The 18,326-nt window shown below is 70.6% G+C and carries 17 protein-coding genes; 13 read left to right on the plus strand and 4 right to left on the minus strand.

Annotation, left to right across the window (positions count from 1 at the left end; genetic code table 11):
• Nucleotides 1-4 precede the first annotated feature (4 nt).
• On the minus strand, nucleotides 5-1,591 hold the full coding sequence (locus ACWDN5_RS07220; protein ID WP_449675163.1) for an amidohydrolase: 1,587 nt from the start codon (nucleotides 1,589-1,591) through the stop codon (nucleotides 5-7).
• 48 nt (nucleotides 1,592-1,639) lie between these two features.
• Between ACWDN5_RS07220 and ACWDN5_RS07225 the strand changes: the two genes are divergently transcribed.
• The 4 genes from ACWDN5_RS07225 to ACWDN5_RS07240 are packed head-to-tail and all read left to right on the plus strand — an operon-like array spanning nucleotide 1,640 to nucleotide 4,908.
• Entirely contained in the window at nucleotides 1,640-2,377 is a 738-nt protein-coding gene (locus ACWDN5_RS07225; protein ID WP_310968623.1) for an enoyl-CoA hydratase/isomerase family protein, read from the plus strand.
• Nucleotides 2,374-3,897 carry an ATP-dependent acyl-CoA ligase gene (locus ACWDN5_RS07230; RefSeq protein ID WP_449675166.1) on the plus strand — a complete coding sequence of 508 codons (1,524 nt, stop codon included), beginning with the start codon at nucleotides 2,374-2,376 and terminating at the stop codon, nucleotides 3,895-3,897. The genes ACWDN5_RS07225 and ACWDN5_RS07230 overlap by 4 nt, the downstream gene beginning before the upstream one ends.
• On the plus strand, nucleotides 3,888-4,529 hold the full coding sequence (locus ACWDN5_RS07235) for a TetR/AcrR family transcriptional regulator (RefSeq protein WP_242545469.1): 642 nt from the start codon (nucleotides 3,888-3,890) through the stop codon (nucleotides 4,527-4,529). The genes ACWDN5_RS07230 and ACWDN5_RS07235 overlap by 10 nt, the downstream gene beginning before the upstream one ends.
• Before the next feature lie 58 nt (nucleotides 4,530-4,587).
• Complete coding sequence (locus ACWDN5_RS07240) at nucleotides 4,588-4,908, plus strand: hypothetical protein (protein ID WP_004561305.1); 321 nt, start codon at nucleotides 4,588-4,590, stop codon at nucleotides 4,906-4,908.
• A gap of 60 nt (nucleotides 4,909-4,968) precedes the next feature.
• On the opposite strand, the gene ACWDN5_RS07245 is transcribed toward ACWDN5_RS07240, so the two are convergent.
• On the minus strand, nucleotides 4,969-6,138 hold the full coding sequence (locus ACWDN5_RS07245) for an acyl-CoA dehydrogenase family protein (protein WP_091318329.1): 1,170 nt from the start codon (nucleotides 6,136-6,138) through the stop codon (nucleotides 4,969-4,971).
• A 167-nt stretch (nucleotides 6,139-6,305) separates the two neighbouring features.
• Here ACWDN5_RS07245 and ACWDN5_RS07250 point away from each other — a divergent pair, with 167 nt between their 5' ends.
• A complete protein-coding gene (locus ACWDN5_RS07250) occupies nucleotides 6,306-7,226 on the plus strand; it encodes a M91 family zinc metallopeptidase (RefSeq protein ID WP_449675169.1) in 921 nt (306 codons plus the stop codon).
• A 64-nt stretch (nucleotides 7,227-7,290) separates the two neighbouring features.
• Nucleotides 7,291-7,977, plus strand: a complete 687-nt coding sequence (locus ACWDN5_RS07255) for a 4'-phosphopantetheinyl transferase family protein (RefSeq protein WP_449675171.1) — start codon at nucleotides 7,291-7,293, stop codon at nucleotides 7,975-7,977.
• A 1-nt stretch (nucleotide 7,978) separates the two neighbouring features.
• On the opposite strand, the gene ACWDN5_RS07260 is transcribed toward ACWDN5_RS07255, so the two are convergent.
• Both ACWDN5_RS07260 and mihF read right to left on the minus strand, forming a co-directional pair.
• Nucleotides 7,979-9,130: an isochorismate synthase gene (locus ACWDN5_RS07260; RefSeq protein WP_449675173.1), complete on the minus strand. Its 1,152-nt coding sequence runs from the start codon at nucleotides 9,128-9,130 to the stop codon at nucleotides 7,979-7,981.
• 84 nt (nucleotides 9,131-9,214) lie between these two features.
• Nucleotides 9,215-9,526, minus strand: a complete 312-nt coding sequence (gene mihF / locus ACWDN5_RS07265) for an integration host factor, actinobacterial type (RefSeq protein WP_051767699.1) — start codon at nucleotides 9,524-9,526, stop codon at nucleotides 9,215-9,217.
• A 444-nt stretch (nucleotides 9,527-9,970) separates the two neighbouring features.
• Between mihF and ACWDN5_RS07270 the strand changes: the two genes are divergently transcribed.
• The 7 genes from ACWDN5_RS07270 to ACWDN5_RS07300 all read left to right on the plus strand — a co-directional run bounded on the left by ACWDN5_RS07270 (nucleotide 9,971) and on the right by ACWDN5_RS07300 (nucleotide 18,318).
• On the plus strand, nucleotides 9,971-11,599 hold the full coding sequence (locus ACWDN5_RS07270; RefSeq protein WP_449675175.1) for a long-chain fatty acid--CoA ligase: 1,629 nt from the start codon (nucleotides 9,971-9,973) through the stop codon (nucleotides 11,597-11,599).
• A 99-nt stretch (nucleotides 11,600-11,698) separates the two neighbouring features.
• Nucleotides 11,699-12,988 (plus strand): ABC transporter substrate-binding protein, encoded by a 1,290-nt coding sequence (locus ACWDN5_RS07275; protein WP_449675177.1) that lies wholly within the window; start codon nucleotides 11,699-11,701, stop codon nucleotides 12,986-12,988.
• Nucleotides 12,985-13,881: a carbohydrate ABC transporter permease gene (locus ACWDN5_RS07280; RefSeq protein ID WP_449675179.1), complete on the plus strand. Its 897-nt coding sequence runs from the start codon at nucleotides 12,985-12,987 to the stop codon at nucleotides 13,879-13,881. Before ACWDN5_RS07275 ends, ACWDN5_RS07280 begins: the two co-directional genes overlap by 4 nt.
• Nucleotides 13,878-14,693: a carbohydrate ABC transporter permease gene (locus tag ACWDN5_RS07285; RefSeq protein WP_449675181.1), complete on the plus strand. Its 816-nt coding sequence runs from the start codon at nucleotides 13,878-13,880 to the stop codon at nucleotides 14,691-14,693. The genes ACWDN5_RS07280 and ACWDN5_RS07285 overlap by 4 nt, the downstream gene beginning before the upstream one ends.
• 145 nt (nucleotides 14,694-14,838) lie before the next feature.
• A complete protein-coding gene (locus tag ACWDN5_RS07290) occupies nucleotides 14,839-16,563 on the plus strand; it encodes a TIGR03767 family metallophosphoesterase (RefSeq protein WP_449675183.1) in 1,725 nt (574 codons plus the stop codon).
• 19 nt (nucleotides 16,564-16,582) lie between these two features.
• On the plus strand, nucleotides 16,583-16,984 hold the full coding sequence (locus tag ACWDN5_RS07295; RefSeq protein ID WP_449675185.1) for a PaaI family thioesterase: 402 nt from the start codon (nucleotides 16,583-16,585) through the stop codon (nucleotides 16,982-16,984).
• Between the two features lie 71 nt (nucleotides 16,985-17,055).
• Nucleotides 17,056-18,318 (plus strand): peptidase C39 family protein, encoded by a 1,263-nt coding sequence (locus tag ACWDN5_RS07300; RefSeq protein ID WP_310968634.1) that lies wholly within the window; start codon nucleotides 17,056-17,058, stop codon nucleotides 18,316-18,318.
• Nucleotides 18,319-18,326 lie beyond the last annotated feature (8 nt).

Raw genomic sequence — 18,326 nt, forward strand, 5'->3', positions numbered from 1 at the left:
GTCATCACGCTTGATAACGCAGTTCGCCGCCGACGGCGGTGCCTTGCACGGTGAGGTCGTCCAAACCGGACTCGTCCAGGGGCGAACCGGACAGCACGGCGAAGTCGGCGAGCTTCCCTGGTTCGAGCGTGCCCAGGTCACGCTCGGCGAAGGTGGCGTACGCCGAGCCGTACGTGTACGCGCGCAACGCCTGCTCCGGCGTCAGCGCCTCTTCGGGTGCGAAGGACGCGCCTGACGCCGTGCGCCGACGCACCATGTCGGCGAGGGCGAGCAGGGGCGCGCCGTTCACCACGGGCCGGTCCGAGGACGCGGGGAGCACGCAACCCGCGTCGAGGACGCTGCGCAGCCGGTAGCACCACGGGACGCGCGACTCGCCGAGCGCGGCGCGCATGCCGTCGCCGAGCTCGTTGACGAACCGGCCCTGCGGCGACGGGATGATGCCGAGCGAGGCGAGCCGGCGCAGCTCCGCGGGCTGAAGCACCGCGCAGTGCTCGATGCGGTGCCGGTGGTCCGTGCGCGGCGAAGCGGCCAACGCGGCTTCGTAGGCGTCGAGGACGACGGTGATCGCGCGGTCGCCGATCGCGTGCGTCGCGATCTGCCAGCCCGCTTCGTGGGCACGGCGGATCGTGCGGGCCAGCTCGTCCTCGGGCACCTGGAAGTAGCCACGGTTGTCCGGCTCGCCGTCGAAGGGCTCGTGCATCGCGCAGGTGCGCCCGACCAGGGAGCCGTCGGCGAACAACTTCATCGGGCCGACGCGCAGCCACTCGTCGCCGAGGCCGGTGCGCAGGCCGAGGTCGAGGCCGAAGCCGGCGTCGTCGGGCAGGTCGTGCAGCACGCTCGCGGCGACCATCACCGTGCTGCGCACGCGCAGCACGCCGGTATCGCGCGCCTGCTGGTAGGCGGCAAGCTCGGCGGGCGTCTCGCCGACCAGGCCGCCGCCGATCCCGGCCTCCTGGACGCTGGTGATGCCCTCGGCCAGGTACCGCTCGGACGCGCGCTCGAGCCCGCGCACGACCCGCGCCACCGGCGTCGGGTACGTGAGCGGCCGCAGCAGGAGCTGGGCCTGCTCGCGCAGCAGGCCGGTCGGCGAGCCGTCGGCGGCGACCACGACGTCGCCGCCGACCGGGACGTGCGCCAGGTCGAGCTGGTCGAGCACGGCCGAGTTGACCACGGTCATGTGCCCGGACGTGTGCTTCAGCCGCACGAGCATGCCCGGCGCGGCGCGGTCGAGGCCGTGCCGGTCCGGGTGCCCGCCGGCGAGCTTGTTCTGGTCGTACCCGCTGCCGACCACCCAGCTCCCGGCCGGCAGCGTCGCGGCGCGCGCGGCGACGGCGTCGTAGACCTCCTCGACGCTGCGGCAGTCGCTCAGCGGGACGTCGTCGAGGCCCATGCCGAACCACGCCATGTGGTTGTGGGCGTCGTGGAAGCCGGGGACGACGAAGCCGCCGGCCAGGTCGACGCGCGCGCGAGCCGAAAGCGACAGAGCGTCGTCGCCCAGCGCGACCACCCGGCCGTGCAGGACGGCAAGTGCGCTGGTGACGCCCGCGCCCGTCCACACCGTGGCGTTCTCGTAGACCGTGTCCACCTGCATAAAATCAGAGGCTATCGATCGATCGATCGAACGTCTAGCATCGGCCTCATGCCCACCGTGGACTTCGCCGTCGAGGACGGCATCGCGCACATCCGGCTGAACCGGCCCGAGCGGCTGAACGCGGTCGCCGCCGTGCTGGTCGACGACTTCCTCGCCGCCCTCGACGCGGCCGCCGGCAGCGACGCGCGCGTCGTCGTGCTGTCCGGGAACGGGCGCGCCTTCTGCGCCGGCCACGACCTGAAGGAACCCACCCCCGAGGGTGATTCGCGGGCGCGGCTGGACCGGCTCCAGGACGTCACGCGGCGGCTGCGCGGGCTGCGTCAGCCGGTGATCGCGGCGGTCCACGGCTACGCGATCGGCGCCGGCGCGGAGTTCGCGCTCGGCTGCGACCTGATCCTGGCCGCCGAGGACGCCGTGTTCGCGTTCCCCGAGGTCTCGCTCGGGCTGAGCGTCACCGGCGCGGCGTCGCGGCTGCTCCCGCTGCTGGTCGGCCCGCTCAAGGCGAAGGAACTCCTGCTGCTCGGCGAGCGCTTCGACGGCCGGAAGGCGGCCGAGCTGGGCATGGTCAACGCGGCCGTCCCCGCCGAGCAGCTCCAGGCCGAGGCGCTGAGCTGGGCCAAGCGGATCGCCGAGCACCCGCCGGCCGCCGCGGCGATGGCGAAGCGGGTCCTCGACGCCCCGATCGACGTCGAGCCCGCCCTGGAGCTCGAGGTCAGCCACGCCCTGATCACCGAGCACTCGGCCGCGGTCGCCGCGTCCACCGAAGCGTTCCGGAGCCGGGCGTGACGCCGCTGGCCGAGATCGGGACCCTCGCGCAGCTCGTCACCCGGGCGGCCGCGCTGTGGCCGGACCGCACGGCCTGGCTCTTCGACGAGCACGACCAGCGCTTCACCTTCGCCGAGGTCGATCGCGAAAGCTCCCGGATCGCCGCGGCGCTGGCCGAACGCGGCATCGGCCCCGGCGACCGGGTCGCGGTGATGCTGCGGAACGTGCCCGCGTTCCCGCTGACCTGGCTCGCGCTGGCGAAGATCGGCGCGCAACTGGTGCCGGTCAACACGAACTACCAGGAGTTCGACGGCGCCCACATCCTCCGGCACTCCGGCGCGAAGCTGGTCGTCGCCGCATCCGAGTTCACCGAGCTCCTCGGCCGGATCGGGGTGACCGAGGTCATCACGCCGGACGAACTCCGCACTGACGCCGAACCGCCGGAATTCACCCCGGTGCCCGAATTGCCGGTCAACATCCAGTACACGTCCGGCACCACCGGCGCACCCAAGGGCTGCGTCCTGCCGAACCGCTACTGGACCACCCTCGCGGTGAGCCTGGCCACCGACTTCCCGGCCGTCGGCGAGGACGACGTCATCCTGACCGCGCAGCCCTTCCACTACATCGATCCACAGTGGAATGTCGCGCTGGGACTCGCGGGCGGCGCCACCCTCGTCGTGCTGGACCGGTTCCACCCCAGCACGTTCTGGGCGAAGGTGCGCGAACACGGCGTCACCTGGTTCTACTGCCTCGGCCTGATGCCGACGCTGCTGCTGCGCCAGGAACCGTCCGAAGCCGACCGCGACCACCGCGTCCGCGCGATCTGCGCGTCCGCCATCCCGCACGACCTGCACGCCGAGCTGGAGGCCCGGTGGGGCGTGCCGTGGTACGAGGCGTTCGGGATGACCGAAACCGGCGGCGACATCCGGATGACCGCCGCCGACCACGACGAGACCGTCGGCACCGGCTGCATCGGGCGGCCGAGCCGCGATCGCGAGGTGCTGATCGCCGGCGACGACGGGAAGCCGCTGCCGCGCGGGGAAACCGGGCAGCTGCTGATCCGCGGCATCGGCCTGATGCACGGCTACCACGACGATCCGGACGCGACGGCGAAGGCGTTCGAAAACGGCTGGTTCCACACCGGCGACCTCGCCCGGATGGACGCCGCCGGCCGCGTCTACTACGTCGGCCGCACGAAGGACATGATCCGCCGCAGCGGCGAGAACGTCTCCGCCGACGAGGTCGAGCGCGCGCTGCTGCTGCACCCGGCGGTGCGGCTGGCGGCCGTCGTCGCGGTGCCCGACGAGCTGCGCGGCGAGGAGATCAAGGCGTACGTCGTCTGCGACGGCGACCGGCCGGACCCCGCCGAGCTGGCCGCCTTCTGCGCCGGAAAACTGGCCTACTTCAAGGTTCCGCGGTTCTGGGCGTTCGCCGAGGCGCTCCCGATGACGCCGTCGGAGCGGGTGGCCAAGGGCGAGCTGCGGAAGGTCGCGGACCCGCGCGCCGGGTCCTGGGACGCGAAGGCGGCAGCATGGCTGTGAGCAGCCGGGAGCGGGTGCGCGCGGCGGCGGTGAAGCTGTTCGCCACCAAGGGCTTCCACGGCACCGGCATCCGGGATCTGGCGCAGGAGGCGGAACTCTCCTCGGCGAGCCTGTACCACTACATGGGCACCAAGGAGGATCTGCTCGCCGAGATCATGCACACCGCGCTCAACCGGCTGCTCGACGCCGCCCGTGAGGCGACCGCGGGTGGCGGCGACCCGGTGCACCGGCTGCGCACGCTGGTCGCGCTGCACGTCCTCGCGCACGCCGTCGGCCCGGCGGAAACCCGGGTGGTGGACAACGAAGTCGACGTGCTGTCCCCGGCCGCGCGCGAGCCGGTGGTGGCCCTGCGGGACGCCTACGAACGGCTGTGGGCGGCCGCGATCGACGAGGGCGTGGCGGCCGGGGTGTTCCGTGTGGAGCACCCGGCGGTGACCCGGCTCGCCCTGCTGGAGATGTGCAGCGGCGTCGCGAGGTGGTATTCACCACGCGGCCCGCTGGCGCTCGACGAGCTGGCGGAGCACTACGCGGAACTGGCGTCGAGGGCGCTGGGCTGCACGTCCGCACCCGGCGTGACCGACTTGCGGCGGTGCCGGGAAATCGTCGCGAAAGAGTGGGGCGTGTCCGTTTAGCGGCGCTTTTACCTGTGTACGCCTTGCCCAGACGGCGCGGGTGGGGGACGCTCGAAGGGTGACTGAGGAAACGATCCAACTGGAACTGGACGACTCGGGTCTCGCGCCGGGCCTCCCGGCGCCGGCACACCCCCGCGATCAGGTGCAGGATGTCCCCTATCGCCCCGTCGAGTTCCGTGACGACGATCTCCCCGCGGCTCTGGAGCGCTGCGCCAAGTGGCTGCGTCAGGCACAGGAGTGGCTCGGCGAGCCGCTCGACGTGCTGGCCATCCACCTCGACTACGACGACCGTCAGGGTTCGCCGTACTACGACGTGAAGCTCCTGTGCAACGAAGAGGACCTAGCGGGCGTCCCGATCGCCATTCGCAACAAGAAGTAGGCAAGCCGAAGCGCCGTCAGGGCCGCCTTCCCGGCGGCCCTGACGGCTTCTCGCACGTTCTCAGCCCAGCGTGCCGCCGACCTTCACGTGCCCCTTGAGCAGGTTGCGCGCGATGGTCCGGCGCTGGATCTCGTCGGTGCCTTCGTAGATGCGCAGCAGCCGCAGCTCGCGGTACCACCGCTCGACCGGCAGCTCCCGCGTGTAGCCCATGCCGCCGTGGATCTGCAGGACGCGGTCGACGATCTCGTTGGCCTTCTGGCCGCCGTACAGCTTCGCCATCGACTGCGCGTGCCGCGAATCGAGGCCCTGGTCGACCTGCCAGGCGGCGTGCAGCACCAGCCACCGCAGTGCTTCCAGCTCGACCCCGGAGTCGGCGATCATCCACTGGATGGCCTGCCGCTCGGCAATCTTCTGCCCGAACGTCTCGCGGGTGTTGGCGTGCTCGATGGCCATCGAGATCAGCCGTTCGCACGAGCCGATCGCGCGGGCGGGCAGCAGGTACCGGCCCTGGCCGATCCACTGCATGGCGAGCTCGAAGCCGCGGCCCTCCTCGCCGAGGATCTGCGTTTCCGGGACGCGGACGTCCTGGAAGATCAGCGACGCCGGGCCCCACTCGCCCATGGTGTCGATGTATTCGGACTTCCAGCCGGCCTCGCGGTCGACGAGGAAGCAGGTGACACCGCCGTTCGCGCCCTTCTCGGGGTCGGTGATGGCGAAGACCATGGTGAAGTCGGCCTCGTTGCCGCCGGTGATGAAGGTCTTCTCGCCGTTGATGATCCAGTCGCTGCCGTCCTTGCGGGCGGTGGTCCGGATGGCCTTGGCGTCCGACCCGGCCCCCGGCTCGGTGATCGCGAAGCACGACTTGCGCTCGCCCGAGATGGTCGGCAGCAGGTAGGTCTGCTTCTGCTCTTCGTTGGCGTGGAACAGGATGTTGTCGGCGGCACCCCCGAAGCGGAACGGCACGAAGGTGCGGCCGAGCTCGGCTTCCAGCAGCGCGGCCATCACCGCGGACAGGCCCATGCCGCCGTACTCCTCGGGCGTGAGGACACCCCAGAAGCCGGACTCCTTCGCCTTGAGCTGGAGGTCCTTGAGCTCCTCGCCGGTGAGGCCGGGCTGGTGGGCGCGCTCGCGCCGGAGGACTTCCTGCTCGAGCGGGACCAGCTCCCGCTGGACGAACGTGCGGACCCAGTCGCGCACTTCCCGTTCTTCGGTGCTGAGTGAAAAGTCCATGGGGTGGCTGCTCCTCCGACACTGGCTAAGCGCTTGCTTACTCCCATAGTGCGGCACGCGCCACCCGGGCGCAAGGACGGCGGGACGCACCGAGGGCAGCCGGAGCAGCCCGGGAGGCGGCATCCGGGGGCAGGACGGGCGGCCGCGGACGGGCTTACCTTGTCCGCGTGACGAAGGCGACGCACCCCGGCGAGCAGGAGCCGCGCGCTGCCACCCGGGCGATGCCCACGCCGTCGATCGCCGCACCCTGCGATCCGCGGGGCGCGCTGACCGCGGGCTCCGCCCTCGCTCTGCAGCGCCAGGCAGGCAACCACGCGCTGACCGGGCTCCTGGTGCAGCGCCAGAGCGCACCCGCCCGGGCCGCCGGCCGCCGCGTCACGACCCCGTTCGGCCGGTTCGTGGTCGTCGATCGCGACGCACGGGGCGACGACCGGATCACCCGCGCCGAGCTCGACGCGGCCACGCGAACGTGGTCCGCGATCACCTCCGGCCAGTCGCCGCTGACCATCTCGGACACCCAGACCTTCGGCCGCACCTACCCCGGCTTCCGCGAACGCGTCCTCGCCGCGCTCGCCGCCCTGATGTCCCGCCGCCACGGCCGCCGGCTGGTCGTCGCGCTGGCCGCCGGGTCGCACCGGGTGCGGATCGAGCCGTCCGAGGCCGTCGCCCTGCTGCAGGACGGCGGCGAAACCCAGGCTCTCGACCAGGCCGGCGCGCACAATCCGCACACCGGCTCCGACGTGGTGATCAGGCTCGACCCGGCGTGGAGCGCGGTACACGTCCTGGATGCGCACGGCGCGGCGCTGACCGTCCCCGACGTCGTGCGCGTCGGCCACGAACTGATCCACGCCCGCCACGACACCGCGGGTACGAACGCGAGCACCCGGCCCGCCGCCGATCCCGCCTACGACAACCGCGAGGAGGAGAACACCATCGAGACCGGGGACCTCACCGAAAACCAGCTGCGCGAGGAACACCACGTCGACGCCCGGCCCGGGCAACCGGCACCGCGGCGCCACGGCCACCACGGCTACGGCCGGTCCCTCGACCCGCTGCCGAGCCTCCCGTCCGTGCCACGCCGGTTGTGACACCCCCTGTCCTGGGCCCGATCCCGTGACAACGGCCTGCGGGCCCGGAAGGATCGGAGGGGTGATGGAGATCGAGGTCCGCTGGTCGTCGCCGTTGCCCGCCGAAGATCGCTTCCTGCGCCTGCTCGACGACGTCGAGCAGGGGCGGTTCGAGGCGTACCGGCAGGAGGCGGACAAGCGGCGGTTCCTCACCGGCCGCGTCCTGGCGAAGGCGGTCGCGGCCGAGCGGCTCGGCCTGGCCGTCGAGGCGGTGAAGTTCGACGCGACCTGCGAAGACTGCGGCAAGCCCCACGGGCGGCCCCGCATCCCGGGCGCGGACCTGACGCTGTCGATCTCCCATTCGGGCGACCTGATCGGCATCGCGGCGACGCCCTCGGTCCCGGTGGGCCTCGACGTCGAGACGGCCACCCGCCGAGCGGACGACGGCCTGATCGAGTACGCGTTGAGCCCCGCGGAGGCCGAGCACCTGACCGGCCTCGACGGGACCGCGAAAGCGGCAGCGTTCTTCGTCTACTGGACCCGCAAAGAGGCGGTGATGAAGGCCACCGGCAAAGGCCTGCGCATCCCGCTGCAGAGCATCACGTTCTCGCGTTACGACGAGCCGGCGAGCCTGGTCGCTTCGGGCGACCCCGCCCTGGACCCGGCGACGACCCGGCTGGTCGATCTGAAGGCCGCCGACGGGTATCGGGCGGCCATCGCGGTGCTGACCACCGAGGAGCTGTCGGTCACCGAGGAACACTGGGTCCCGTAGCTCAGACCGGCAGGTCCGCCAGCCCCATCGCGGTCAGCAGCGTCCGGAACTTCGCCGTCGTCTCGTCCAGCTCGGACCGCGGGTCCGACGCCGCGACGATCCCGCCACCCGCATACAGCCGCATCGAGGTCGAGGCAATCTCGGCGCAGCGGATCGCCACCGCCCACTCGCCGTCGCCCGCCGCGTCGACCCAGCCGACCGCGCCCGCGTAGTAGTCGCGGTCGAACGGCTCCAGTTCCTGGACCAGCTCACGTGCACCCTCCGTCGGGGTGCCGCAGATCGCCGGGGTCGGGTGGAGGGCCGCCGCGAGGTCCAGCGCCGTGATGTCCGGGTCCGCCAGCTCGCCCGTGATCGGGGTGCGCAGGTGCCAGATCGCCGGCGTGGTCACCAGCTCCGGGCCGGCCGGGACGTCCAGGGTCCGGCAGAACGGCCGCAGCGCCTCGACCAGGTAGTCGATCACCACCGCGTGCTCGAGCTGGTCCTTCCGGGACGTCCGCAGCGCCTCACCGTTGGCCCGGTCGGCCACCGGGTCCGCCGAGCGCGGCATCGACCCGGCGTGCGGCGACGAGAACACCGTCCGGCCGGTGCGGCGCAGCAGCAGCTCCGGCGTCGCCCCCACGAGTGACCGGCCGCCCGGCAGCTCGGCCGCGTACGTGAAGTGGCGGGGATTGCCCACGGCCAGGTTCCGCACGATGCTCTCGGCGGGCACCGGCGCGGCGAACTCGAGGTCCAGGGCCCGGGCCAGCACGGCTTTCCGCAGGTCACGGTCCCCGAGAGCGGAAACGGCGGCGCTCACGGCCGCCATGTGCGACGCCGGCGACGGCACCGCACGCACCCGCACGGGTGCCGGCAGGGCCTCTCGCGGCAGTGAAGGCGCCCCCGAGGACCGGTGGACGGTCCGGGGCACCACGAGGTGGCCCGGCACCTTCGTGTCGGGCCCGGTGTCGAACGGCAGGACGCCGACGGCCAGCGGGGCACCCGTCTCGGCCAGGACACCGGGGATCGCCGAGGCGAGCCGCCGCGGGTCCGTCTCGGTGACCGTGCGGATCGTGCCCTGCGCGAGGAGTGCGCGCGCGGCCGTCGTGAACAGGAAGTCGCCTCGCTCGTAGCGGGCGGCGAGGTCAACCGGGGTGGCCGGGTCAGGAGAACTCACAAGACCAGCCTCCCAGGCGATGGGAGATCCGCGAGGGAAGTGTCGCCAGCGACACTCCCCTCGCGGTCAGCTCCTGGTGACGAGCTACTTGAGCGCGTCGATGAGCGCCTCGCGCTGGCGCTCGCCCAGGCCGGCCGCACGCCGGTCCGGGTCGATGCCGGCCTGCTCGAGCAGGGCGGCGACCTTCACCGCGCCGAGGCCGGGGACGGCCTTCAGCAGCTGGGTGACCTTCGTCTTCCCGATGGTCTTGTTCTCCTTGGCCTGCTTGAGCACCTTTTCGATGCTCTCCTTGCCGGACTTGATCGACGCGAGCAGCTCCGAACGCGCCTTGCGAGCCTCGGCGGCCTTGGCCAGGGCCTCGGCGCGCTGCTCCGGAGTCAACGTAGGCAGAGCCAACGTAGTGTCCTTTCCTCTCAGGTCTCCGCTTTCGCGGCCGACAGCTTTTGTGAGTGCTTGCTCCTGCAAGCGCTGCTCAGCCGTCTCTTGCCACGGGCCCAGTAAACGCCACCCGCTTCCTGGCCGTGCAACCGACACGCACTTATTACCCCCGGAGGTGATACCGGGCAACCCGCTCCGGCCTGCGGAAACGCTCCCAAGAAGTGCTCCGCGTGGCCCTTCTCACCCGGAAGTGGAGCCTCCGTTACGCGCTGTTCTCGTGCACATTTCCTTGCACATAAGGAAAAGTCGAAAAAGAGATGATCTTGATCATCGTCCGGTCGTCGCCCGATCGCGCGACGACCGTGACCGAACGGAGCCGTTGTTGACCATGCCCGCTTCACCCGATCCGCACTAGAGTCGGCGCAACCCCAGTTCACCGGCGAACGACCCCCGGGAGCGACCATGTTGAGCACCATGCAGGACGGCCAGCTGTCGCTGGCGAACCTGCTCCGCCACGGCACGTCGGTGCACTCGGCGAGCGAAGTCATCACCTGGACCGGTTCAGCAGCCCGTCGCGAGACCTACGGCGACCTCGGCAGGCACGCCGCCCGGCTCGCCAACGCCCTCCGGGGCCTCGGCGTGACGGGCGACCAGCGCGTCGGCACGTTCATGTGGAACAACGCCGAGCACATGGCTGCCTACCTGGCCGTTCCGGCTATGGGCGCCGTGCTGCACACGCTGAACATCCGGCTGTTCCCGGAGCAGCTCGTGTTCGTCGCCAACCACGCCGAGGACCACGTCGTCATCGTCGACGGCACCCTCGTCCCCCTGCTGGCCAAGCAGCTGCCGCAGTTCAAGACGGTCCGGCACGTCATCGTGGCCAACGGCGACGCCGCGTCCCTCGAAGCCCCCGACGGCGTCGAGGTGCACTCCTACGCCGAGCTGCTGGCCGCCCAGCCGGACACCTTCGACTGGCCGGACGTCGACGAGCGCTCGGCCGCCGCGATGTGTTACACCTCGGGCACCACCGGTGACCCCAAGGGCGTCGCCTATTCACACCGGTCGATCTGGCTGCACTCGATGCAGGTCTGCATGAGCGACAGCATGAACCTCGCGCAGAGCGACAAGGCGCTGGCCATCGTGCCGATGTTCCACGCGATGGCGTGGGGCCTGCCGTACGCGGCGCTCATGGTAGGCGCGTCGCTGCTGATGCCGGACCGGTTCCTCCAGCCGGCGCCGATCTCGGCGATGCTGGCCGCCGAGAAGCCGACGTTCGCCGGCGCGGTCCCGACCGTCTGGCAGGGTCTGCTCGCCCACCTCGAAGCCCACCCGCAGGACATCTCGCACCTGCGCGAGGTCGTCGTCGGCGGGTCCGCGGTGCCGCCGTCGCTGATGCACGCCTTCCAGGAGCGGCACCACGTGTCGATCCTGCACGCCTGGGGCATGACCGAGACGTCGCCGCTGGGCAGCGTCGCCCGGCCGCCGGCGTCGGCGACCGGCGACGACATCTGGAAGTACCGCTACACACAGGGCCGCTTCCCGGCGTCCGTGCGGGCGCGGCTGATCGACGACGACGGCGCGGTGCTGCCCTGGGACGACGACGCCGTCGGCGAGCTCGAGGTCCAGGGCCCGTGGATCGCGGCTTCGTACTACGGCGGCGCGGAAGTCGACCCGGACAAGTTCCACGACGGCTGGCTGCGCACCGGCGACGTCGGCAGGATCAGCGCCGACGGCTACCTGACCCTCACCGACCGCGCCAAGGACGTCATCAAGTCCGGCGGCGAGTGGATCTCCTCGGTCGACCTGGAGAACCAGGTCATGGGCCACCCGGCGGTGGCCGAGGCCGCGGTCGTCGGCATCCCGGACGAGAAGTGGGACGAGCGGCCGCTGGTCGCCGTCGTGCTCAAGGAAGGCCAGAGCGTCACGCCGGAAGAGCTGCGCGACTACCTCAGCGACAAGGTCGCCAAGTGGCAGCTGCCGGAGAACTGGACGTTCGTGGACGAAGTGCCCAAGACCAGCGTCGGCAAGTTCGACAAGAAGCGGATCCGCGCGTCCTACTCCGAGGGAAAGCTCGACATCGCACAGCTCTAACGGGTAAATCTCCGGCGAGTCTCATGCCTCTGGCGGTCACCATAAGGGACCCTTGCGCCCTTATGGTGACCTTCAGAGCACGTCGGAGGGGTTCTGGGGATGCAGCGGAACAGGCGGAGTTTCCTCGCACTGGCCGGGATGGGCGCGCTGGCGACGGCGTGCGGGTCGAACACCGGGCGGCAGGGTGATCCGCCGCCCTCGACGGCGTACTCGGCGGGGCCGCCGCCGTCGGACGCCCCGAACGTCGCGCTCCAGCAGTGGTACCACGCCTACGGCGAGGAAGGCGTCCAGGACGCCGTCAAGCGGTACGCGGCGAGCTACCCCGGCGCGGCCGTGACCGTGCAGTGGAACCCCGGCGACTACGACTCGAAGATCGTCACCGCGCTGCAGAACAGCAAGGTGCCGGACGTCTTCGAGGCGCAGGTCAAGATCGACTGGGTGCGGCAGAAGCAGGTCGTCCCGCTCGACGACGTCATCGGGCCGGTGAAGGACGACTTCAGCCCGGCCGTGCTGGCCGCGCAGACCGTCGACGGCCGGGTCTACGGCATCCCGCAGGCCACCGACACGCAGGTGCTCTTCTACCGCAAGAGCCTGCTGCAGGCCGCGGGCGTGCAGCCGCCGCAGACGGTCGACGAGCTCATCGACGCCGCCGGGAAGCTCACGAAGGACGGCGTCAAGGGCTTCTTCGCGGGCAACGACGGCGGCGTCGGCGTGCTCACCGGCCCGCTGCTGTGGTCCGCGGGGCTCGACTTCCTGAAGAACGGCAACCGCGAGGTCGGCTTCGACGACCCGCGCGCGGCGACCGCGCTGGCGAAGCTGCACACGCTGAACGCCAACGGTTCCCTGCTGCTCGGCGCGCCGGCGGACTGGTCGGACCCGGGTGCGTTCATCGACGGGCTGACGGCGATGCAGTGGACCGGCCTGTGGAACGTGCCGAAGATCCGCCAGGCGTTCGACGACGACTTCGGCGTCCTGCCCTTCCCGAAGCTGGACGGCAGCGGAGCGCCGTCGGTCCCGGTCGGCGCGTACGGCGCGATGGTGAACGCCAAGAGCGCGCACGTCACCGAGGCCAAGGCGTTCGTGAAGTGGCTGTGGATCGACCAGACGCAGGACCAGCTGGAGTTCGCGACGAAGTTCGGCTTCCACGTGCCGGCCCGTCAGAGCCTGATCGGCCGCGCGGACAACCTCAAGTCCGGCCCGGCCGCCGACGCGGCCCGGTTCGTCAAGGAGAACAGCCACCTCGTCGGCGGCCCGGTGTGGACGCAGCAGTCGAACACGGCGCTGTCCGACGCGGTCGCGAAGATCGCCAAGGAGGGTGCGGACCCGGCCGCGCAGGTCAAGACCGCCGTTGAAGTCGCGAAGGCCGAGCTGAAGCGCCTTTTCGGATGAAGCGGCGCGATGCGCGCGCGTTCTGGCTGTTCGTCGGGCCGTTCCTGGTCGGGTTGGCGATCTTCGCGTACCTGCCGATCGGCTGGAGCGCGTACCTCTCGTTCTTCGACGCGCGCAACACGGTGACGCCGACCGAGTTCGTCGGGCTGGACAACTACGGGCACATGCTCACCGACGAGCCGTTCCTGTCGAGCCTGGGGACGTTCAGCGTGTTCGCGGTGTTCATCGTGCCGCTGACGTTCGTGTTGTCGCTGGCTCTGGCGCTCGGCGTCAACCAGCTGCGGTTCGCGCGGGCGTTCTTCCGGTCGGTGTTCTTCCTGCCGTTCGCGTGCTCCTACGTGGTGGCGTCGCTGATCTGGAAGACCTCGCTGTTCTCGGGGGTCCGGTACGGACTCGCGAACACCGTGCTCGGCCTGTTCGGCGCCGACCCGGTGGCCTGGACCGGGACGGTCGACCCGCCGCTGTACTGGGTGGTGCTGGTGACCGCGCGGCTGTGGCTGCAGCTGGGCTTCTACATGATCCTGTTCATCGCGGCGCTGCAACGGATCCCGGCCCAGCTGTACGAAGCGGCGTGGCTCGACGGCGCCAAACCGGGCTGGCAGGTGTTCCGGTACATCACGCTGCCGCAGCTGCGCGCGACGGCGGTGGCGGTGCTGCTGCTGAACCTGATCAACGCGTACCAGGCGTTCGACGAGTTCTACAACATCATGGGCGACGCCCGCGGCTACCCGCCGTTCGCCCGGCCGCCGCTGGTCTACCTGTACTACACGTCCCTGGGGTCGGGCGGCCAGGACCTCGGCCGCGGCAGTGCCGGCGCGGTGATCCTGGCGCTGATCATCGCCCTGGTGACCCTGTTGCAGGGCCGGGTGCTGCGGTTCGGGCGCGCCTCATGAGGACGTTCCTGCGGTGGGCTTGCCTGGTGGTGGCGGCGGTGTTGTTCCTGCTGCCGTTCTACCTGCTGCTGCGCAACGGGCTGGCGTCGCGAACGGACCTCACCTCTCCACAGTGGACGTTCTTTCCGTCCACAGTGCACTGGGAGAACTTCTCGCGGCTGTTCTCGCTGTCGGACGTCCCGTTCGCCCGCAGCCTGCTGAACTCGACGCTGGTCGCGACCCTGCAGACGGCCGGCCTGATGGTGATCTGCTCGCTGGCCGGCTACGGCCTGGCGCGGATCCCGTACCGGCATTCCAAGATCGTGTTCTACGCGGTGCTGGCGACGCTGATGATCCCGACGTCGGTGACGTTCGTGCCGAGCTTCGTGGTCGTCTCGTCGCTGGGCTGGCTGTCGGACTTCCGCGGCCTGGTGATCCCCGGGCTGTTCAGCGCGTTCAGCGTCTTCCTGTTCCGGCAGTACTTCCTGGACTTCCCGCGCGAGCTGGAGGAGGCCGGCCGGGTGGACGGCCTGTCCCGCTGGGGCGTGTTCTGGCGGATCGTGGTGCCCAATTCGAAGGGCTTCTTCGCGGCGATCGCCGTGATCACGGTGATCGGCAGCTGGAACGCGTTCCTGTGGCCGCTGATCATCGCGCAGTCGCCGGACTCGTGGACGGTCCAGGTGGCGCTGTCGGGGCTGCTGACGGCCCAGAACCCGCAGCTGAACCTGCTGTTCCTCGCGGCCGCGGTGTCGATCCTGCCGATCGTGCTGCTGTTCGCGTTCCTGCAGCGGTACCTGGTGCGCGGGGTGGCCGAGTCCGGCTTGAAGGGCTGAAGCGGGTCCGCCGAAATGACCACGACCTTCGGCGGTACAGCCATCCCGACACCTGTGACAAGGTAGCTCGAAATGTCACGTTCACCGTCCGGTCACCGGCGTCCGGCACGGTGCCGGTCAACCGAGAAGACTGGGGAGCGAACTCATGGCCGAACTCACCCGGCGCACCTTCACCACCGCGGGCGCCGCCGGTGTCGGGCTGCTGCTCTGCACGCCTGCCGCGAACGCCCTCGACCGCGCCCTGCGGCTCACCAGCACGCGCTCGGTCAGCACCGCCGGCACCACGCTCGAGCAGGTCGCCACCGGCGGCGGCACCAGCACCTACTCGCGCCTCTCCGCGGGCCCCGGGTGGCCGCTGGTCGTCCGGAGCGATCTCGCCACCGCGAAGAGCGGGCGCGACGACCGGCGCCGGGCGCTGTCCGCCTTCGTCCAGTTCACCGACCTGCACATCACCGACGCCGAGAGCCCCGCGCGGTTCGAATACCTGCACCCCTTCATCGGCTCGGCGCACCGGCCGCAGGAGGCGCTCGGCACCGTCGCCACCAGCGCGCTCGTCGAGCGCGTCAACAGCGTGCGGCAGGGCCCGTTCACCGGGCGGCCGTTCGACCTGATGGTCACCACCGGCGACAACACCGACAACCACGAGCTGATCGAGCTCGACTGGTTCCTCAAGGTCCTCAACGGCGGCACGGTCACCCCGAACTCCGGCGACGAGAACGCGTACGAAGGCGTCCAGAGCTCCGGCAACGACGCGTACTGGAACCCCTCGATCCCCGGCGTGGGCGACAAGTACTCGGCGAAGGGCTTCCCGCAGCTGCCCGGCCTGCTCGAAGCCGGCCTGCGGACCTTCACCGCGCCCGGCCTCGACGTCCCGTGGTTCTGCACCTTCGGCAACCACGACGACAGCATCGTCGGCTCGCTGCCGGCGCAGATCCCCGGGATCGACGCCTGGTACACCGGGAAGTACAAGGTGATCGGCAAGGACGAGACCACGTCCAAGAAGCTCGCCGACGCCATCAAGAAGGGCTCGGGGGTGCCGGTCGCGGAGCTGTTCGGCGGCAGCGGCACCATCCGCGAGGTGACGCCGGACGCGCGGCGCCGTCCGTTCAGCACCGGCGAGTTCGTCCGGGCCCACCTCGACAGCGCCAACACCGGCCCCGGCCCGGTCGGGCACGGCTTCACCAGCGCCAACGCCGACGGCCAGAACGTCTACTACACCTTCCGGATCGCGCCCGGCATCACCGGGATCAGCCTCGACACCACCACCGACGCCGGGTTCGCCGACGGCTCGATCGGGCTCGCGCAGTACTCCTGGGTCGAGTCGACGCTCAAGCGCAACAGCTCCACCTACTACGACTTCTTCGGCCGCAAGGTCACCCACTCCGTCACCGACGAGCTGTTCCTGCTGTTCAGCCACCACACCAGCGGCTCGATGGGCAACCTGCTGCCGGACTCGCGCCACCTGCTCGACCCGCGGCTGGACGGCAACGCCTTCGTCGCGCTGCTCAAGCGGTTCCCGAACGTGCTGGCCTGGGTCAACGGCCACACGCACCTCAACAAGATCACGCCGCACGCCGGGAACACGCCGCAGCAGGGCTTCTGGGAGATCAACACGGCATCGCACGTCGACTTCCCGCAGCACGCCCGGATCGTCGAGGTCGCGGACAACGCCGACGGCACGTTGTCGCTGTTCACGACGCTGATCGAGGCTGAAGCGCCGTACGCCGTGGACTACGACGCCCGGACGCCGCAAGCGCTTGCGTCGCTGTACCGCGAGCTGTCGTACAACGACATCCACACCGACCTGGCCCGGGTCGGTGCGGCCGAGGACCACAACACGGAGCTGCTGCTCGTCAACCCGCTGAGCTGAGGTACGGCACAGTGGTCGCATGACCGATCTTGAAGGTACACAGCTCTTCCACCGCTCCATGCCGTTTTCGGCACGCCTCGGCGTGGAGGTGCTGGAGCACGGGCGGGAACTCGTCCGCAGCCGGCTGAAGTGGGACGAGAGCCTCTGCACGCTCGGCGGCGCGCTGCACGGGGGCGCGCTCATGGCGCTGGCCGACTCGACCGGCGCCGTGTGCGCGTTCCTCAACCTGCCCGAGGGCGGGCAGGGCACCACGACCGTCGAATCGAAGACGAACCTCCTGCGTGCCGTGCGTTCGGGCTACGCCGTTGCGTCGTCCAGACCATTGCACGCGGGCCGCAAGTTCGTCGTGGTGGAGACCGAAATCCACGACGATGACGGCAAGCTGGTCGCGAAAGTGACACAGACGCAGGCCGTCCTGTAGGTACCTGTTTACAGCCCCGGCCGGAGCGGCGAAAATCCCTGGCAACTGGGTGGGTCTATCAGGGAGCCGCGATGCGCGCACGTGAGTTGTTCACCTTATTGTCAGTGGTTGTGTTATCCGCCGTAACCGCGCAAGTCGCCGAGGCCACGCCCGTCCGGCCGCACGACGACGAGGCGATCGACTACCACGAGTGGACCGGCGGCCGCTTCCACGAAGGCGGCTTCGCCGGGGTCGCGCTCACCCGCGACGGCCTGCGCATCACGCACCCGGCCGGCACGGTCCAGCACACCGAGCCGGAGCTCGGCACGACCAGAACGTACGAGTACGGCCAGTGGACGTCGCCGGAGTACCGGCAGGGCTTCGGCGCGACGCAGCTGGTCGCGTCGTGGAACGCGAAGACGCCCGCGAAGACCTGGCTGCAGGTCGAGGCGCAGGGCCGGACGTCGGCGGGCGCCGAAACGGCGTGGTACGTGATGGGCCGGTGGGCCAGCGGCGACGCCGACGTCCTGCGCACCAGCGTCGACGGCCAGGACGACGCGAACGCGCTGGTCGACGTCGACACGCTGGTGATGAAGACCGGCGTGACGCTGAAGTCCTACCACCTGCGGATCAGCCTCTACCGCGAAGCCGGGTCGGGCGCGACGCCGTCGGTGAGCCTGCTGGGCGCGATGACCTCGGCCGTCCCGGACCGCTTCGAGGTCGAGCCGACGAAGCCCGGGCGCGCCACCGGGATCGAGCTGAAGGTGCCCGCGTACGCGCAGAACCTCCACAAGGGACAGTTCCCGGAGTACGGCGGGGGCGGCGAGGCCTGGTGCAGCCCGACGTCGACCGAGATGGTGGCCGAGTACTGGGGCAAGAAGCCGTCGCCGGCGGAGATGTCGTGGATCCCGGCGGGCTACGTCGACCCGCAGGTGGCCTTCGCCGCGCGCTACACCTACGACCACGCCTACGACGGCACCGGCAACTGGCCGTTCAACACGGCGTATGCGGCGTCGCGCGGGCTGCGCGGCCACATCACGCGGCTGCACTCCCTGAACGAGCTGGAGAACTACATCGCGCGGGGCATCCCGGTGATCACGTCGCAGTCGTTCCTGTCGTCGGAACTCGACGGCGCCGGCTACGGCACGGCGGGGCACATCATGGTCGTCGTCGGCTTCACGAAGGACGGCGACGTGATCGCGAACGACCCGGCGTCGAGCAGCAACGACCGCGTCCGAAACATCTACCAGCGCGACCAGTTCGAGAAGATCTGGCAGCGGACGAAGCGGTACCGCGCGGACGGCACCGTGGCGGGCGGCCCGGGCGGCATCGCGTACATCATCACGCCGGCCTGACCACCGGC

The sequence above is a fragment of the Amycolatopsis sp. NPDC003731 genome (assembly GCF_053586895.1).

What these genes read in the sequence shown, in the direction of transcription:
- ACWDN5_RS07220 (WP_449675163.1), bottom strand. Translation starts at nt 1,591, where the DNA reads ATGCAGGTGGACACGGTCTACGAGAACGCCACGGTGTGGACGGGCGCG.
- ACWDN5_RS07225 (WP_310968623.1), top strand. Translation starts at nt 1,640, where the DNA reads ATGCCCACCGTGGACTTCGCCGTCGAGGACGGCATCGCGCACATCCGG.
- ACWDN5_RS07235 (WP_242545469.1), top strand. Translation starts at nt 3,888, where the DNA reads ATGGCTGTGAGCAGCCGGGAGCGGGTGCGCGCGGCGGCGGTGAAGCTG.
- ACWDN5_RS07245 (WP_091318329.1), bottom strand. Translation starts at nt 6,138, where the DNA reads ATGGACTTTTCACTCAGCACCGAAGAACGGGAAGTGCGCGACTGGGTC.
- ACWDN5_RS07255 (WP_449675171.1), top strand. Translation starts at nt 7,291, where the DNA reads ATGGAGATCGAGGTCCGCTGGTCGTCGCCGTTGCCCGCCGAAGATCGC.
- ACWDN5_RS07270 (WP_449675175.1), top strand. Translation starts at nt 9,971, where the DNA reads ATGTTGAGCACCATGCAGGACGGCCAGCTGTCGCTGGCGAACCTGCTC.
- ACWDN5_RS07275 (WP_449675177.1), top strand. Translation starts at nt 11,699, where the DNA reads ATGCAGCGGAACAGGCGGAGTTTCCTCGCACTGGCCGGGATGGGCGCG.
- ACWDN5_RS07280 (WP_449675179.1), top strand. Translation starts at nt 12,985, where the DNA reads ATGAAGCGGCGCGATGCGCGCGCGTTCTGGCTGTTCGTCGGGCCGTTC.
- ACWDN5_RS07285 (WP_449675181.1), top strand. Translation starts at nt 13,878, where the DNA reads ATGAGGACGTTCCTGCGGTGGGCTTGCCTGGTGGTGGCGGCGGTGTTG.
- ACWDN5_RS07290 (WP_449675183.1), top strand. Translation starts at nt 14,839, where the DNA reads ATGGCCGAACTCACCCGGCGCACCTTCACCACCGCGGGCGCCGCCGGT.
- ACWDN5_RS07295 (WP_449675185.1), top strand. Translation starts at nt 16,583, where the DNA reads ATGACCGATCTTGAAGGTACACAGCTCTTCCACCGCTCCATGCCGTTT.
- ACWDN5_RS07300 (WP_310968634.1), top strand. Translation starts at nt 17,056, where the DNA reads ATGCGCGCACGTGAGTTGTTCACCTTATTGTCAGTGGTTGTGTTATCC.